We start from the raw sequence: 16,724 nt of genomic DNA on the forward strand, positions 1-16,724 counted from the left end.
TGCTACCGTGCCGAATTAGAACACGTTCTACTTTTCTGGAGGATTCATGACCGTGGAACAAGCCGGGCTCGCCGAGAAGATCGACGCGGCCGTCGACTCTTACATCGAGCTGCTCAACTCTGGTACCGCAGAGCAGATCGCCGACCTCTACGCCGCGGACGCGACCGTCGAGGACCCCATCGGCGCGGACATCCGGGACACCCGCGAGCAGCTCGTGGAGTTCTACTCGGTGATCACCGGTATGGACGAGCGCACCGCGACGCTCAAGTGGAAGAAGATCGCCGGCGACACCGCGGTCTTCGAGTTCACCCTGGTCACCAAGACCGCCGGACTCGCCTTCGAGATCACCCCCGTCGACATCATGGTCTTCGACGCCGAGGGCAAGGTGTCGACGATGCGCGCGGTCTGGCAGCAGTCGGATCTCAAGCAGCTCTGACCGCGATTCCCTCCTGCTCTCTGAGGCGCGAGCTTCGGAGGGCGCGGCCAACCACCGCTCCCTGAGTAGCGCGGCTGTCTCGCGTGCCTGCCGCATTTTCGTGACCGACAGACTTCAACTCGACTCCTAGACTTCGATCGAAGTCCATCGGTCGAGTTGAAGTCTGCCGGTCACGGGCCCGGCGCCCTACGTAGTTATCTGCTCTACCCGCAGGCCGCTTCCGGACCCGGAACCGCTGATCTGGCGTTGTTTCGGATGAGGGAGCGGAGTTCTTCCGTAGTCCACGATGTCGCAAGGCCGCGGATACGCGAGGTACGAGCGTCACCCCCGCCCGGTCGGCCTCAGCACGATTTCCTCGGGGTGGGCGTCGGCCGGGGTGGAGATGGCGTGCACGACTGCTCGGGCGACGGTCGCGGGACGCAGGAACCGCGACCCGTCGTACTCGTCTCCTTCGATGGCGACGATGTCGCGCTGCATGTCGGTGTCGATGCGGCCGGGGAAGACGGACGTCACCCGGAGGGTCGGTTCCTCGACACGCAACCCGTCGGCGAGCGCTCGCGCCGCGAACTTGCTTGCTGCATAGGGGGTCCATCCGGGGTTGACCCGACGTCCCGCGCCCGAGTTGATGAACACGACGTGGCCGGCGGCCGCTCGTAACGCGGGGAGCAGCAACCGCGTCAGTTCGGCAGCGGCGACGACATTCACCTCGAGGACATGACGCCATTCCTCGACGGGTGTCTCCGCGACCGGTTCGAGACTGCTGGCCACCCCGGCGTTGTGGACGAGGACGTCGAGCTCGGTGATCGCCTCGACCGCGGCCTCGACCTCGTCGTAGTCGGTGAGATCGACGGCGAAGGTGCTCGCGCCGTCGAGTTCGGTCGCCAGCCGATCGAGTTCGGGGGAGGGTCGTCCGCCGAGCAGGAGGTCGTGGGTCGGCGCGAGCTGGCGGGCGATCTCGGCTCCGAGGCCGCGGCTCGCCCCGGTGATCAACGCGGTGGGCACCTCTCGACCCTACTGCGAATTCGTGCGCGGCAGCCCCGTCGGGCTCGATGAGCAGACGCCGACGTCGCGGGGCACAATCGTCGACGTGGCCAGGTACGGATTCACCCCAACGCAGCTGTCGGCACGTGCCGCGTACCTGCTCCGAGGCAACGACCTGGGCACGATGACAAGCGCTGCGCCCAAGTTGTATCCGCACATGTGGAGCTGGGATGCGGCGTTCGTCACGGTCGGTCTCGCACCGTTGTCGGTGGAGCGGGCCGTCATCGAGATGGACACCCTGTTGTCGGCCCAGTGGCGTAACGGGATGATCCCGCACATCGTCTTCGCGAACGGCCGCGACGGCTACTTCCCGGGCCCGGCTCGATGGGAGTGCGCCCGACTGGCCGAGTGCGCACCGGATTTCCCCGACACCTCGGGCATCACCCAGCCGCCCGTGCATGCGATCGCGGTGCAGCGGATCCTCGATCACTCCCGACGCCACGGTCGCACCACGCGCGCTGTCGCCAACGAGTTCATCGACCGGCGCTGGAGTTCGCTGGTCCGGTGGCACCGCTGGCTGGCACACGCGCGGGACCCCAACGGCCGGGGGCGGATCACCATCTTCCACGGCTGGGAGTCGGGGATGGACAACTCGCCACGCTGGGATTCCGCATACGCCAACGTGATTCCCGGGGTGGACCTCCCCCCGTACCGACGCGCCGACCTCGACCACGTCGACGACTTCTCGATGCGGCCCACCGACCTCGAGTACGACCGCTACATCTGGCTGGTCGAACAGATGAAGCGCGCCAACTACGACGACGCGCTGCTGCCGAAGGCGATGAGCTTCGCCGTCGAGGATGTGTTCGTCAGCGCGATCTTCGCCGTCGCCTGCGATGTATTGGCGACGATCGGTGAGGACTACTCCAAGCCGCGGTCGGATGTCCGGGATCTCCGCGCCTGGGCCGACCGGTTCCGGGCCGGGGTCGTGTCCGCCGCCAACGACCGGAACGGCGCCGCACGGGATTTCGATCTGCGCGCCAACTCGTGGATCAACACCGAGACGATCGCGGTGTTCGCGCCGCTGCTGTGCGGCGGCCTCTCCCGGGACCGTGAACGCGCGCTGCTGCGACTCTTCGACGGCCCGCGCTACTGCGGCCACCCCGACCTGCGGTACGCGGTCCCGCCGTCGACGTCACCGATCTCGGCGGACTTCCGCCCCCGCGAGTACTGGCGCGGGCCCGTCTGGCCGGTGATGACCTGGCTCTTCAGTTGGGCGTTCGCACGACGAGGCTGGACCGAGCGGTCGGCGCGTCTGCGAGAAGAAGGCCTCCGCCAGGCCACCGACGGAACGTTCGCCGAGTACTACGAGCCGTTCACCGGTGAGCCGCTCGGCAGCATGCAGCAGAGCTGGACCGCCGCGTCGGTGCTGGACTGGCTCGACTAGAGCTCCCGCATCCGACGGCACACGTCGTCGTAGACGTCCACCAGTGGCCGGGGCGCCCCCGACGACCTGGGGCGCTCGTTGATCTCGACCCACTCCTCGAAGGCGCACTGGACCTCGAGATTGGCGATCTCCAGGATCATCCGGAGCTGACCCCGCGTCCGCGCCGAGCTGCGGTCGCCCAGGGCCTCGGGCCGTCGGCGTGACTTGTCGGCGTAGCGGCCGAGGGCGGCTCGGCTCAGGGTGGGTGTCGCGAGTACGAGTTTCTGCACGCGCACGAAATGGGCGGACACGTCGTCGCTGCGATCACCGAACCCCTCCAGGAGCTGCCGGTAGACGCCCTCGATGTCGGCGAGCGACAGGGCATCGGGGTCGATGCCGGCCAGATGGTCGTCGAGTGCCTGGTCGAAACCGAAGCGGTCGAAGAGCACGCACTCTTCCTTGGTCGGGAAGTACCGGAAGAACGTGCGCGGTGAGACCCCGGCGGCAGCGGCGATCTCGTCGACCGTCGTCTCGTCGAATCCGTTGCGCTCGAACAGTTCCACTGCGGCCTCGTGGATCTCCAGGCGCGTCGCATCTCGACGGCGGGCCCGCAACCCGCCGGTTTCGGAGGATTCCGGCATGGGTCGAGACTAGCGGTCGACCGGCGCGGGTGTCAGTCGGTGCCAGTCTGGCAGTCTCTGCCAATTTCCGGTAGCGTCGCCGTGTGATCGACCCGGACCACCACAGCGATGAGAGAACGACAGTGACCGAGAACGCCGCCCTCCCGGGCACCGACAACAGAACCGACACCGGCACGGATCGCAGCGCCGTGCTGCTCATCGGCGTCCTGCTGGTCGCGGCCTTCGTGGTGATCCTGAACGAGACGATCCTGAGCGTCGCGTTACCCACCCTGATGGCCGACCTCGAGATCACCGCCGCCACCGCGCAATGGCTCACCAGCGGGTTCCTGCTGACGATGGCGATCGTCATCCCGATCACCGGCTACCTGATGCAGCGATTCACCCTGCGGTCGATCTACATCGCGGCGATGACGTTGTTCACGATCGGCACCCTCGCGGCCGCCCTCGCGCCGGGCTTCGAACTCCTGATCGTCGCCCGCGTGGTGCAGGCGTCCGGCACCGCGCTCATGGTCCCGCTGCTGATGACGACGATCCTGAACGTCGTCCCGGAGCAGAATCGTGGCCGCACGATGGGACTGGTCTCCATCGTCATCGCCGTCGCGCCGGCCGTCGGTCCGACGGTGTCCGGCCTGATCCTGCAGTCCCTCAGCTGGCGAGCCATGTTCTGGATCGTGCTGCCCATCGCGATCGGTGCGCTGATCCTCGGCGGGGTGTTCGTCCGCAACGTCACCGAACGGCGGCCCGCGCAGCTCGACCTCATCTCGGTCCCGTTGTCGGCTCTCGGCTTCGGCGGCGTCGTCTACGGTCTCAGCAGCATCGGGGAGTCGGCGGGTGGGCACGCCCCGATCCCACCGTGGGTGCCACTCGTCATCGGCGCCGTCGCGCTCGCGTTGTTCGTCCTGCGGCAGCTCAAGCTCGCCGATCGCGGCTTGGCGCTGCTCGACCTGCGGACCTTCGCGATCGCACCGTTCCGCTTGGCCGTCGTGCTGATGGCCGGGTTCATGCTGACGCTCTTCGGCGCACTCATCCTGCTTCCCCTCTTCCTGCAGAACGTGATGGGCAAGGACGTCCTGACCACCGGCCTCGTGCTCCTGCCCGGTGGCCTGGTGATGGGTCTGTTGGCGCCGTTCGTCGGTGCAATGTTCGACAAGGTGGGTGCACGACCACTGGTGCTACCGGGCACCTTGGCCGTCAGTGCCGGCACGTGGCTGCTCACCACGCTCGATGCCGGGTCGTCGTTGGGCATGGTGATCGCGGCTCACGTGATCCTCAGTGCTGGTATCGCCTTCGGTCTGACGCCGCTCATGACCTCAGCGCTGGGATCGCTGAGTCCCGAGCTGTACTCGCACGGCAGCGCGACCGTCAGCACCATCCAGCAGGTCGCGGGAGCGGCAGGCACCGCGCTGTTCATCACGCTGATGTCCCGGGGTACACAGTCGGCCATCGACGACGGGGTGAACCCGTTGCAGGCAGGGGCCGACGGCATTCATCTGGCCTTCGTCGTCGCGGCCTGCCTGTCACTCGTGCTCGTCGCGGCGGCCGCGCTCGTCCGTGGCCGAACGGGTGCGCCGGCGGCCCGGGCCGCCGAGTCGGCCTAGCCGCTCGACCGTCGGCCCGGCCGGCCTCACCGGGTCCGGTAATCCAGCAGACCGGACCAGAACTCGTCGGGGATCTCCTCGCCGGCGCGCAGCACCTGAGCCAGGCCGGCGGCCATGAAGACGCCGAGCAGACCAAGCCACAGCCCGGACACCGAGATCGCCACCCAGGCGATCACGACGGCGGCAGGCCACGGGTCGAGGATCAACAAGACCGGCGCGAAGAAGAAGCCCGCCCCGATGAACCACGAGGACAGGGCGCGGTCGCACCGCATGACCGCGGTCAGCCACCGCGGACTCGAGCCCGTGGGCGCGAGGAGAGCAGCGGGCCTTTCGCCGACGGCGGTCGGTCGGTCGGTCATCGGACACCTCCTCTGCGGATCGTCGTGATCCCAGTGTCGGCGTCAGACGTCGTGAGAGCCACTACCTCTCAGGTAGTCGCCGCACCCGGGCCGATGTCGTGTGCAGGAGCCACCGCATCGTCGGGTCAGGCCGTCGTCCGGTGCTCTTCGTTCGGGAGTGCATGCGGAAAGCCGATGGACCGCAATCGATTCAGTGCATGGGTACGGGCCCGGTGCTGGTTGCCCGGCGGCGGCACGTAGACACCCGCCCAGATCCCGGTCAGGTGAGTCGGATCGTCCAGGGCAAGGCGGGCGCAGCGCGAACGGATCGGACATCGGACGCACCCGTCGAGAGCGTGCCGATTGGCCAGGCTCCGGGCACCGGCGGCCTGCTCCGGGAACCAGGCGTCCGGGTTCGAGGTACACGTGGGTTGCATGTCAGGCACTCCGCCGACACCGACGCGCACTTCGTGCACGACCTGTCGTGCTGGTTGCGCCGGCAACCGTCACCCACTGACGCCGATGGCCCATTGATCCCTCCGATCAAACTGAGAACGTATGTTGTCAGAGTCTGGTCGAAGGCGCAACACCGATCGTGAATCACGTTGCGGCGCTGTCGCAGTCGTGCCGAGCAGGCCCGCGGAGTGGAGTCATGAGACGGCGCCCGGCTGGGTTCTCAACCGGGCGCCTGGGCCGGGTCGCTCGCATGCGGCGGAACCGGCTTGGCGACCGCGGTACCCGACCGACCGGGGGCCGAAACGGTGAGCAGCTGCGGGTCGATGTCTGCATGCCCGACGTCTGCATGCCCGACCGATCACGTTGCCCGGGACGGGCCGGTCCCGTAGCACGCCATTACAGCGCCGTCACACCTACGAAACACGCCCCTTGTTTCATAGCAGGGGACAAAGTCCACTACGGGGAGTCGTGCCGATGGGGCGCGGACCCCGGATGTCGTCGACGTACCGCCGCCCGCGAGTACGCCCAGATCGAACCTGCGAAGGAGCATCGTGACCATCGAGAGTGCCAAGGCCCTGGAGTTCCGCGTGACCAGCGGCGGATACGAGGATCTGCCGAAGATGCCCGAGGCGGAGTACCCGGGCACCGAGGGCTTCATCGGAGACGTCTACGAGAACCCGGACGGAAGCCCCATGTGCAGCGGGTACTTCGAGCTGCGCCACACCGACGAACCGCTGTACTACGAGTACGAATACGACGAGATGAAGGTCGTGCTCGAAGGCGAGTTCCTCCTGGAGAACAAGGAGACCGGGCAGAAGACCGTAGCCAAGGCCAAGGACGCGATCTTCTTCCCGAAGGGGTCCAAGATCTACTTCAGCACCCCCGACTACGCGCTCGCCTTCTACACCGGGTTGCGCGACGCCACCCTCCTCTGATCGCTGCCATGTCGCAGATCGACTTCTCCAGCGTGCCGACGTGGGCACGCCCCGGCGTACCGATCGAGGCGACGACGCCCGCACCGACCGGCAACTCGTACGTGCTGGTCGGTGTCGGGGATGTCGCCGAGACCCTGGCCCGCTGGGAGTCATCACTACCTCCGCGTGCCACCACGCGTATCCACGGGGACACCGACTCGGTCGCCGCCCAGCTCGGCAGCACCCTCGCCGAAGCTGTTGTCGGCGTGCGAGTCTGGATGGTAGCGGAGCCGGGATCGGCACTGACACTGCGCGCGGTCGCACTCGGTGCCGGACTCGAGGACGACGAGATCGCCGTCGTACCGGTGACTTCCGCGCCGCAGACCGTCGTGGAGATCTTCTGCGCACACTGCCGATCGGTCACCCGCGCGGCCGCGGCCGTCGATGACATCGTCGGTTGCGTCGGCTGCCGTCGCGACCTGCTCGTGTACCACCACGTCTCGCGTCGAACCGGACAGTATCTGGGTTTCATGGCCGACGCCGAGACCGCCCAGTCGGCCTGTCCGGGAACCGGACCAGGCGAGGTACCCACCCTCATGAAGGACCCCTCATGAACACCGGAGTGGCCGAGACGAGCACCCCCGAGTCCGTCGTGCGTCCCGGAGCCGGCGCGACGACGCTGGAACTCGTCGTCACGGCTGTCGACGCCCCCGCCCGAGACATCCGCACGATCACCTTCGCCGATCCCGGCGGCAACGTACTGCCCGCGTACATCCCGGGCAGTCACGTCGTCGTGCACGCGGGTGCCTCCACCAATGCCTACAGCCTGACCGGCGACGGCGCGCATCCGTCGCACTACTCGATCTCGGTGCTCCGACTCGATGACGGCAAGGGCGGATCGCGTTGGCTGCATGACGAACTCGAGGTCGGCGCAACGGTGTCGGTGGGATTGCCGCGCAGCGCGTTCGCGCCGGTCGCCCGCGCGCGTAAACATCTCCTGATCGCCGGCGGGATCGGGATCACGCCGATGGTGTCCCACCTTCGGTCGGCCGCTCGCTGGCGCCGGGATGTGCAACTGCTGTACGTCTTCCGTGACTCGGCGGCCGCCCACCTCGACGAGGTCACCGCACTCGCCGGACCCCGTGCCGAACTGTTCACCGACCGGCACTCCTTCGCCGACCGCCTCGCACAGACCCTGCGTACCCAGCCGATCGGTACCCACCTGTACGTATGCGGTCCGTCGGCGATGATCGACGCGGTCACCGCTGCGGCGGTGGACGCCGGTTGGCCGGAATCGCGGATTCATCTCGAGCGGTTCGGGATCGACGCCCTCGATGCCGGCGACCCCTTCCGTGTGGAGCTGACCACTTCCGGGCGGACGGTCGATGTACCGGCGGGGACGAGCATGCTCGAGGCTCTCGAGAACGAGGGCATCGTCGTGCCGAATCTCTGCCGGCAAGGAGTGTGCGGTGAGTGCCGCATCACGCTCGCCGGCGGCACCCCGGTCCACCGCGATCTCTACCTCAGCCCGGAGGAGAAGGACGCGGGCAACGCCATCATGCCGTGCGTCTCGCGCGCTGCGGCCGCCAGCACCCTGGAGGTTCCCCTGTGACAGACACTCTCGACCCGGGCGGAGCGACGACGACGGTCGCGCCGGATCTCCTCGCGGGCTTCCCGTTCCCGTTCCCCGAGGACCGCTATCGCTACAGCACGAATGTCGAACCGGCCCAGACCCCGGTGACCACGGCGGCCGGCGAGTGGGGGTCGGCGGTTGTCGACATCGACTCGGAGTACCGCACCGAGATCGATCAGCGCGCGGTGATCCTGGCCGCCGATCCCACCCGCCATGCCGTGTTGCCGCACATGGTCCCGGCCGCGTGGGACGCGATGTTGACCCTCATGCGCGAGCTCGCCGCGACCTGTCCCGGGTTCCGGCTCGCGTCGACCGGACCCGACACCTGGCTGTGGCACAACGAGATCCTCGACCTCGAGCAACACTTCCGGTACGGTGACCCGGCGTCGCTTCCCGAGGAGCCGTTGCGCTACATCAGCTCTCAGGTCCAGGAGGACATCGCACTGCTGGATCAGCGCAATGGGCAACTCCACGTCGACGCCGGGGTCGTCACTTTCGCTGCCGATTGGAGTTTCGGGTTCGACGTCGGGATGAGCTTCCTCGAGATCCACGGACCGGTGCCGCGCATTCACCCCGAAGGCGTCATCACCCGTGCGCACGAGTTCCTCAAGCGCCTCCAACCTCATCAGCCGTATCGACGAACCAACTGGACGTTGACGATCGACCGCAGGCTCGACGTCTCGACCGAGATCTATCACGAGTGGGGACCGGACCGGGAGGTCATCCAGCAGGTCCCCGACGACGAGTTCGGCAGACGGGTACATCTCCGCGTCGAAGTGCAACACCTCATCCGGCTGCCGGATTCGGGTGCGGTCATGTTCCTCATCCGGACATACATGCTTCCGCTCGCGCAACTCGCCACCATCGACGTCTGGCGGCGGCGAACTGCGGACGTGCTGGCCGAATTGCCCACCGACATGGCCGAATACAAGGGAATCATCAAGTTCCGGGATCGTGCGGCGCAGTGGCTGCGCACGGCCTTCCCGGCGACGCCGGAGCCCAACGGGCCCGGCATGCCGCGGTGGCCCGCCTCGCCTCCGGCCGTCGACACCACCGGGGCGGCGTTCCTCGTGGTGGCGATCGGCGACGATCCGGCGGCCGCGCACGTGTCACGGAACTGGGTGGCGGCCGCCGAGGCCGCCGGAGGGACGCGGTTGGTGGTCCTGGACTCACTGGGCGACGTCGTCGACAGATCGGCGCTGCAGTCTGCTCTGGACGAGTGCCGCACCGGTACCCGAATCCTGGTCACCGGCGGGCAGTACGACGTCATGACGGCACTCGCAATGGCGCGTAACGCGGGGGCGGTGGCGGCCGAACTGTCGTGCTATGTCACGCACACCCGCGACCTACCGCTCTACTGCGCGCATTGCCGCGAGATCTTTCGCGCCGAGGCCGTTGTCGGCGGCGTCGTCGCGTGCCCCGGTTGCGCTCGGGATCTCGAGGTGCACGAACACCATTCACCGGTGATGGGCAGCTTCCTGGCCTCTGCGGTCGGCGGCGACGAATGACCGCGGTCGCCGTAGGGCAGTACCCGGCCCACCTTCATCCGGCCTACGCCACCGGTCCGCGACCGATGCGTGTCCTGTCCGTGCGGCAACTCACCGACGAGGTCACGCATTTCCGGTTCGGCCCCGTCGACGACGCCCACGCGGTCCTGACCGCGTACCAGCCGGGCAGCCATCTCATCATCTCGGCCGGCGGACAGCGGAATGCCTACTCGCTCGTCGACGACGGGATGTACCCGACCAGCTACGGCATCTCGGTGTTGCGACGTGGTGCGGGCGGTGGTTCGGATTGGTTGCACGACAACCTCGTCGTCGATGCCGTCGTCGAGATCGAGGGTCCGCGTTCGATGTTCCCGCCGGTGCTCGATCAGCGCGGCGCATTGCTGATCGCGGGCGGAATCGGGGTCACCCCGGTGCTGTCTCACGCCCGTGCCCTCGCTCGGGACGGGCGCCGGGCCGACATCGTCTACTCCTATCGGCGTGGACGCGGTGCGCACGCCGAGGACCTGCGGGCGCTCGCCATGCAACCCTCCGTGACGCTGCACGAGGTGTCCGGGGCCGCGGCCACCATGCGGGTGATCGCTGAGCGATTGCGGGCGCAGCCGCTCGGAACCCACGCCTATGCCTGCGGTCCCACCTCGCTCCTGGAGGCGTACACGCGGCTCGCTGAGGCGGCCGGATGGCCCAGCGCGCGAGTTCATCTCGAACGTTTCACCGCCCCCGAACAGGATCCCGGCGATCCCTTCACCGTGACGGTGGCGTCTTCCGGCCTCCGCATCGACGTGCCACCGGGTGTGTCGCTGCTGCAGCGGTTGCTCGACAACGGCGTCCCGGTGCCGAGTCTGTGCCGTCAAGGCGTGTGCGGCGAATGCCGAATCCCGGTGCGAAGCGGCCGAATCGAGCACCGCGACTTGGTACTGACCGACGACGAGCAGACCGTGGGCGACGCCATGCTGTGTTGTGTCTCGCGCGGTCAGGACATCGAGGTGGACCTGTGAGCATCGATTCGTTCCCGACCCGCCGGGTCGACCACCTGGCGAACCTGCCGTGGCCGTTTCCGGACGAGATGGACGAGTTCTCCTACAGCGTGAACGTCGAACCGGCGCGCATCCCGCGTCCGACCCGGGCCGGCGAATGGGGCAGGCACCTCGTCGATCTCGGCGGCGCCGAGTATCCGGAGATCATGGCCGAGCGACGGCGGATCCTCGACGCCGATCCGACACGCGTCCGGGTGCGCCCGGGGATGGAACTGGCCTCCTGGGATCTGCTGTTGTACTACCTGCGCGATCTCGGTCACGCCTACCCCGCGGCGATGGAGCTCTCCGAACACGGTGACGGCCGATTCCGTTGGTGCAACCGGCTTCTGGGTACGGATCAGGAGTTCGTCCTGGGTGATCCGGCCACCCTCCCCTGCGGCCCCATGGAATTCCTGGCGCGTGAGGTACCCGACGACCTGCTGCTCGTCACCGAACGCGACGGGCACCTGTACTTCGACGCCGGCGTGGTCACCTTCGCCGCCGCGTGGTCGGTGTCCTTCGACGTCGGGATGGACATGTACGAGATCCACGCGCCCGTTCCCCGTATGCTCCGCGAAGGCATCGTCGCCCGCGCCGAGCAGTTCCTGCGGAGGCTACCCGCAGACCAGGTGTACCGCAGGGTGAACTGGACGCTGTCGGCGTCGGACTCCCACAAACTCGACGTCAGCCTCGAGGAGCTGCCGGAGTGGGCGGGCGACGTCGCGGGCATGATCGCCGACGGCGATTTCGGCCGCGCGCGACTGCGCATCGAGCTGGAACACTTCGTCCGGTTGCCGATGTCGGGTGCGGTGACGTTCAATATCCGGACATTCATGGCCTCGCTCGAGGACGTGAAGCGCATACCCGAGTGGGCCGGTCAATTGGCGACCGTCATCGAGACGCTCGGCGAGGACATCGCCGCCTACAAGGGTTTTCTCGACTATCGCGACAACGTCGTCGCATATCTCCGCGGTCAAAGTCGCCCGTGAGCCCTGGTCCCGTAACACCCGACTTCTCGTAGAGTCCCAGAACCGAAAGATCGCTCATGGAACCCATACTCGCCGCCAATGCCGACCTGGCATGGATGCTGGCGGCCTTCGTCTTCGTCCTGCTGATGTTCCCGGGCCTGGCCTTCTTCTACGGGGGCATGGTCGGATCGAAGAACGTCCTCAACATCATGACGATGGTCATGTCCACCCTGGCGATCACGGCGGTCCTGTACGTCGTGATCGGGCACGGCCTGGTGTCCGGTCCGTCGGTGGGCGGGTGGGGCCTCATCGGCAACCCGACCGACTACATCGGCTTGACCAACTGGCTCACCGACGACGCCTCCGGTGCCACCCAGACGCTCTACTTCGCAGCCTGGTTCATCCTGTTCGCCGCCATCACGATCGCCATCGTCGCCAGCGGCGCGGCGGGCCGGATGAAGTTCTCGGCGTGGCTGGTCTTCGCGCCGATCTGGCTCATCGTGGTGTACTTCCCGGTCGCGCACTGGGTCTTCGCGGCCGACGTGGACGACAACTACAGCGGCGGTTTCCTGCTGAACGACCTCGAGATCGTCGACTACGCAGGCGGCACCGCAGTCCACATGAATGCCGGTGTCGCGGCCCTCGCCCTCGCGGTGGTGCTCGGTGCGCGCAAGCGGCGGATGGAGCGCCCGCACAACGTGCCGATGACGATCATGGGTGGCGGCATCCTGTTCTTCGGCTGGTTCGGGTTCAACGGCAGTTGCGCGCTCGGCGCCAACTTCCTCGCGCAGGCCGTCATCCTCAACACACTGCTGGCCGGTTCGGCGGGCATGATCGGTTTCGCGATCATCGAGAAGTGGCGCGAGGGGCACGTCACCTCGCTCGGGATGATCACCGGCACCGTCGCGGGCCTCGTCGGGATCACCCCCGCGGCCAGCAGCATGGCACCGCTCGGTGCGCTGCTCGTGGGCATCTTCGCCGCGGCGGTCGTGGCGTTCCTGCTCAGCTTCAAGAGCAAGCTCAAGATCGACGAGACGCTCGACGCCTTCGCGGTGCACGGTATCGGCGGCATCGTCGGAACCATCTGCATCGTGCTGTTCGCCACCGAGGCCGCGCCGGCCGGTGTGCAGGGCATCCTGTTCGGCGGACCGGTCGACATCGTCTGGCGCGAACTCGCCGGCATCGTCATCACCTGCACGTACTCGTTCGTGATGACCTGGCTGATCGCCAAGGGACTCGACAAGCTCATCGGCATGCGCGTCGACGAGGAGACCGAGATGGTCGGCCTCGACACCGCGGTCCACGCGGAGACGGCGTACGAGATCCCCGCCGCCTCGGTCGGTCACGCCGGCGGACTCGCGACCATGTCGCCGGCCCGCGCCGCGGACAAGGTGGAGGAGGCGATGCCGCCGTCGACTCCGGCCTCGGCGCCACCGGCCGGGGTCTGATCCATACCGGTCATCGGTTCGGCAACTGCTCGGGGGTTCACCGTTCGACGGTGGGCCCCCGAGCGCTGTGCGTCCGAGGACGTGGAAAACGTTGCCGGACAGATTGACACCCACCGCTCACGGAGTCGAAACAGGGACGAAACATCCTCCGGGTCTACTAATAGTAGACATTGGTTCACGCGAGTGGACATGCGGAACGAAAGCCCTTAGAGTCGACCCCGGAGCACATGATGACAACCACCGAGACGACGACCGGCGAACTCGCCGATCTCTGCGCGACGCACGGCACCAAGTTCATCCTGGCGATGTTCGTCGACCTCCGCGGCAAGCCCTGCGCCAAACTGGTGCCGGTGGAAGCGGTGGACGAATTGGCCACCGAGGGAGTAGGTTTCGCCGGATATGCGGTCGGCGCGATCGGCCAGGAGCCGAAGGATCCCGATCTCATCGCGATCCCCGATGTCCGGTCCTTCCTGCCCATCCCGTTCATCAAGGAGGGGCTCGCGGTCGTTCAGTGTGATCCCCATGTCGAGGGCAAGCCGTGGCCGTTCGCGCCTCGGAACATCCTCAAGGCGCTCATCGCGCAGACCGCGGACGCGGGTTTCGAGCCGTGGGTCGGCGCCGAGGTCGAGTACTTTCTCCTGAAACGGGCCGCCGACGGCTCGCTGGTGACCGCCGACGCCGCCGATGATTCCGACCAGCCGTGCTACGACGTCCGCGGTCTCACCCGGATGTACGACCACCTCACCACCGTGTCCACCGCGATGAACCAACTCGGGTGGAGCAACTACGCCAACGACCACGAAGACGGGAACGGCCAGTTCGAGCAGAACTTCGCCTACTCCGACGCGCTCACGACCGCCGATCGCGTCGTCACGCTCCGGTACCTGCTCTCCGCCCTGGCTGCGGAGAAGGGCATGATCGCGACCTTCATGCCGAAGCCCTTCGCGGAGCGCACCGGGTCGGGTCTGCACTTCCACCTGTCCCTCACGCAGGCGGGCGAGCCGGTGTTCCCGCAGGTCACTGGCGACGAGCGAGGACTGGGGTTGTCGGAGACGGCGTACGGGTTCATCGGTGGGATTCTGGAACACGCACCCGCGCTCCAAGCCGTGATCGCACCGACGGTCAACTCCTACAAGCGAACCGGTGCGACGGCGACGCGCTCGGGTGCGTCCTGGGCCCCGCGGCGGGCCACCTATGGCGGCAACGACCGGACCCACTACATCCGGGTGCCCGACGAGCAACGCGTCGAACTCCGTGGCGGTGACGGGTCGGCGAATCCGTACCTGGCCGTCGCCGCGCTGCTCGGTGCGGGACTCGACGGCATCAAGCGGAGTCTGGACCCGGGGGCCGTCGGGAACTGCCCCGGTCACATCGCCGAACTGCCGCTCACCCTCCTGCACGCGGTGGAGGCGCTGGAGGCCGACGGGGTCGTCGCCGGCACGCTCGACGCCGCGCTTCCCGAGGACTGGCCCGGGGACGAGCAGCGGGTCTCGGCATACTTCGCCGGACTCAAACGCGACGAGTTCTTCGACTGGCACGCGGCGGTCACGCCGTGGGAGGTCGACAAGTACCTGACGGCGTTCTGACCGTCCTTCCCCCAGAACACAAGAACTCTCCACGAGATTCATCGATCGACGTAAGGAACTGATCATGTGCGGAATCGTCGGGCTGCACCTGCGCAACCCTGACCTTCACCCCCGGCTGGGCGAGATGCTCGCCGGGATGCTCGGCGAGATGCAAGACCGTGGCGCGGATTCGGCGGGTATCGCCGTCTACGGCAACCCCAGGTGGGCACCGTCCGGACATGGCTGCATCTCCCTCCTCGAACTCGACGTTCTCCCCGACGAGGTGTCCACGACGCTGAGCGCGGCCCTCGGCGTGCCGGTCGCGGCACAGACGATCGACGTGACGCTGGTGGCCTCCGCCCCGGCGCCGGCCGACGAGCTGCTGGCCGCCGCCCGGGCCGCATACCCGCAGGCCCTGGTGGCCGGTTTCGGGTCGGACCTGACCGTCCTCAAGGGCGTCGGCGCACCCCGTGACCTGACCGAATCCTGGGGCCTGGCCGCGGCGTCGGGATGGCAGGGCGTCGGGCACACCCGGATGGCGACCGAATCGGCGGTCACCTCCTCGGGAGCCCATCCGTTTGCGGTCGGCCCCGAACAGTGCCTGGTCCACAACGGTTCGTTTGCGAATCACGCGACCATCCGGCGTGAACTGCGCGCTGCTGGAGTGGAGTTCGACAGTGAGAACGACACGGAGGTGGGGGCGCGCTTCGTCGCACACCAGCTTGCGGCGGGCAAGGACGTGGAAACGGCACTGAAAGAGGTGTGCGCGACCTTCGACGGTTTCTACACGTTGCTGGTGTCCAATCGTGATTCGTTCGCGGTGGTCCGCGATGCCATCGCATGCAAGCCGGCCGTGATCGCCGAGACCGACGACTGGGTGGCGATGGCGAGTGAGTACCGCGCACTGGCCAAACTGCCCGGCGTGGAGAACGCCCGCATCTGGGAGCCCGAGCCGGAGGTCGTCTACGCATGGACGCGATGACCGCCGAGTTTCCCTCCACCCCAATCGTTCCCGCCTCGAACGACACGGCGAAAGCTGAGACGATGAACCCCCATCACACCTTCGACCTCGCCGAAACCCCGTTGCGCGAGATCAACTCGTTGCTGCACGGGGACATCTCCGGCGAGATCGTCATCGACAACCCGGCCGGAGCCCACAGCGTGGCCGCGGGTGTCAACCTCCCGGTGAAGATCACGATCAACGGCCACGTCGGCTACTACGCGGCCGGGATGAACCAGCAGGCCGAGGTCACCATCGACGGCAACGCCGGCACCGGCGTCGCCGAGAACATGATGAGCGGCAGCGTGATCGTGAAGGGCAACGCCTCCCAGTCGGCCGGCGCCACCGCCCACGGCGGGCTCCTCGTCGTCGAGGGTGACGCCGCGGCACGCTGCGGCATCTCGATGAAGGGCGTCGACATCGTCGTCGGTGGAAACGTCGGGCACAACAGCGCTTTCATGGCGCAGGCGGGTCGCCTGGTCGTCCGCGGGGACGCCGGCGACGGTCTCGGTGACTCCATCTACGAGACCCGCATCTATGTGCGGGGCGAGGTCGCCTCGCTGGGTGCCGATTGCATCGCCAAACCGATGCGCGCCGAGCACCTCGAGGAACTGGCCGGGTTGCTCAAGGCCGCCGGTTTCGGCGACGACGACCCCCGCGACTACACCCGCTACGGCTCCGCCCGCGAGCTCTACCACTTCAAGGTCGACAACACCTCCGCGTACTGACCCGTCCTCCGCTCCCTGAGGAGCGCCCGGAGCTTGCGGAGGACGCGTCACGAAGGGTCTGGGGACCGAGC

Annotated in this window: 17 protein-coding genes; 13 read left to right on the forward strand and 4 right to left on the reverse strand. The window is 67.5% G+C overall.

Annotated features, from left to right (window positions below; genetic code table 11):
• The first annotated feature begins 46 nt into the window (after positions 1–46).
• Positions 47–436, forward strand: a complete 390-nt coding sequence (locus ACFVHY_RS05340; protein WP_065631129.1) for a nuclear transport factor 2 family protein — start codon at positions 47–49, stop codon at positions 434–436.
• Between the two features lie 321 nt (positions 437–757).
• On the opposite strand, the gene ACFVHY_RS05345 is transcribed toward ACFVHY_RS05340, so the two are convergent.
• Complete coding sequence (locus tag ACFVHY_RS05345; protein ID WP_390269324.1) at positions 758–1,438, reverse strand: SDR family oxidoreductase; 681 nt, start codon at positions 1,436–1,438, stop codon at positions 758–760.
• Positions 1,439–1,523: 85 nt separating this feature from the next.
• Between ACFVHY_RS05345 and ACFVHY_RS05350 the strand changes: the two genes are divergently transcribed.
• Positions 1,524–2,864 (forward strand): amylo-alpha-1,6-glucosidase, encoded by a 1,341-nt coding sequence (locus tag ACFVHY_RS05350; RefSeq protein WP_390269327.1) that lies wholly within the window; start codon positions 1,524–1,526, stop codon positions 2,862–2,864.
• Here the strand turns inward: ACFVHY_RS05350 and ACFVHY_RS05355 are convergent.
• Entirely contained in the window at positions 2,861–3,484 is a 624-nt protein-coding gene (locus ACFVHY_RS05355; protein ID WP_390269330.1) for a TetR family transcriptional regulator, read from the reverse strand. The genes ACFVHY_RS05350 and ACFVHY_RS05355 overlap by 4 nt on opposite strands.
• A gap of 122 nt (positions 3,485–3,606) precedes the next feature.
• On the opposite strand from ACFVHY_RS05355, the gene ACFVHY_RS05360 reads away from it, so the two are divergent.
• Positions 3,607–5,082: an MDR family MFS transporter gene (locus ACFVHY_RS05360; RefSeq protein WP_390269333.1), complete on the forward strand. Its 1,476-nt coding sequence runs from the start codon at positions 3,607–3,609 to the stop codon at positions 5,080–5,082.
• 26 nt (positions 5,083–5,108) lie between these two features.
• Here the strand turns inward: ACFVHY_RS05360 and ACFVHY_RS05365 are convergent, their stop codons facing one another.
• Together ACFVHY_RS05365 and ACFVHY_RS05370 are read right to left on the reverse strand one after the other, a co-directional pair.
• Positions 5,109–5,441 carry a hypothetical protein gene (locus ACFVHY_RS05365; RefSeq protein WP_390269336.1) on the reverse strand — a complete coding sequence of 111 codons (333 nt, stop codon included), beginning with the start codon at positions 5,439–5,441 and terminating at the stop codon, positions 5,109–5,111.
• Between the two features lie 125 nt (positions 5,442–5,566).
• On the reverse strand, positions 5,567–5,857 hold the full coding sequence (locus ACFVHY_RS05370) for a WhiB family transcriptional regulator (RefSeq protein WP_390269339.1): 291 nt from the start codon (positions 5,855–5,857) through the stop codon (positions 5,567–5,569).
• Between the two features lie 570 nt (positions 5,858–6,427).
• Between ACFVHY_RS05370 and ACFVHY_RS05375 the strand changes: the two genes are divergently transcribed.
• The 10 genes from ACFVHY_RS05375 to ACFVHY_RS05420 all read left to right on the forward strand — a co-directional run bounded on the left by ACFVHY_RS05375 (position 6,428) and on the right by ACFVHY_RS05420 (position 16,653).
• Positions 6,428–6,811: an ethanolamine utilization protein gene (locus ACFVHY_RS05375; protein ID WP_058252945.1), complete on the forward strand. Its 384-nt coding sequence runs from the start codon at positions 6,428–6,430 to the stop codon at positions 6,809–6,811.
• A gap of 8 nt (positions 6,812–6,819) precedes the next feature.
• Positions 6,820–7,404: a dimethylamine monooxygenase subunit DmmA family protein gene (locus tag ACFVHY_RS05380; protein WP_390269342.1), complete on the forward strand. Its 585-nt coding sequence runs from the start codon at positions 6,820–6,822 to the stop codon at positions 7,402–7,404.
• Positions 7,401–8,402, forward strand: a complete 1,002-nt coding sequence (locus ACFVHY_RS05385; RefSeq protein ID WP_390269345.1) for a PDR/VanB family oxidoreductase — start codon at positions 7,401–7,403, stop codon at positions 8,400–8,402. Before ACFVHY_RS05380 ends, ACFVHY_RS05385 begins: the two co-directional genes overlap by 4 nt.
• Positions 8,399–9,931: a heme-dependent oxidative N-demethylase subunit alpha family protein gene (locus ACFVHY_RS05390; RefSeq protein ID WP_390269347.1), complete on the forward strand. Its 1,533-nt coding sequence runs from the start codon at positions 8,399–8,401 to the stop codon at positions 9,929–9,931. The genes ACFVHY_RS05385 and ACFVHY_RS05390 overlap by 4 nt, the downstream gene beginning before the upstream one ends.
• A complete protein-coding gene (locus ACFVHY_RS05395) occupies positions 9,928–10,926 on the forward strand; it encodes a PDR/VanB family oxidoreductase (protein WP_390269350.1) in 999 nt (332 codons plus the stop codon). Before ACFVHY_RS05390 ends, ACFVHY_RS05395 begins: the two co-directional genes overlap by 4 nt.
• On the forward strand, positions 10,923–11,933 hold the full coding sequence (locus ACFVHY_RS05400; protein ID WP_390269353.1) for a DUF3445 domain-containing protein: 1,011 nt from the start codon (positions 10,923–10,925) through the stop codon (positions 11,931–11,933). Before ACFVHY_RS05395 ends, ACFVHY_RS05400 begins: the two co-directional genes overlap by 4 nt.
• Before the next feature lie 56 nt (positions 11,934–11,989).
• Positions 11,990–13,360, forward strand: coding sequence for an ammonium transporter (locus ACFVHY_RS05405; RefSeq protein ID WP_065631120.1), 1,371 nt, complete (start codon positions 11,990–11,992; stop codon positions 13,358–13,360).
• Between the two features lie 227 nt (positions 13,361–13,587).
• Complete coding sequence (gene glnT, locus ACFVHY_RS05410; RefSeq protein ID WP_390269356.1) at positions 13,588–14,946, forward strand: type III glutamate--ammonia ligase; 1,359 nt, start codon at positions 13,588–13,590, stop codon at positions 14,944–14,946.
• A 64-nt stretch (positions 14,947–15,010) separates the two neighbouring features.
• Positions 15,011–15,907 carry a glutamine amidotransferase gene (locus tag ACFVHY_RS05415; RefSeq protein ID WP_390269359.1) on the forward strand — a complete coding sequence of 299 codons (897 nt, stop codon included), beginning with the start codon at positions 15,011–15,013 and terminating at the stop codon, positions 15,905–15,907.
• Positions 15,895–16,653, forward strand: a complete 759-nt coding sequence (locus tag ACFVHY_RS05420; protein WP_390269362.1) for a protein glxC — start codon at positions 15,895–15,897, stop codon at positions 16,651–16,653. The genes ACFVHY_RS05415 and ACFVHY_RS05420 overlap by 13 nt, the downstream gene beginning before the upstream one ends.
• Positions 16,654–16,724: the final 71 nt, after the last annotated feature.

Source organism: Gordonia sp. NPDC127522, from assembly GCF_042672305.1.
Classification (GTDB): Bacteria; Actinomycetota; Actinomycetes; order Mycobacteriales; family Mycobacteriaceae; genus Gordonia; species Gordonia hongkongensis.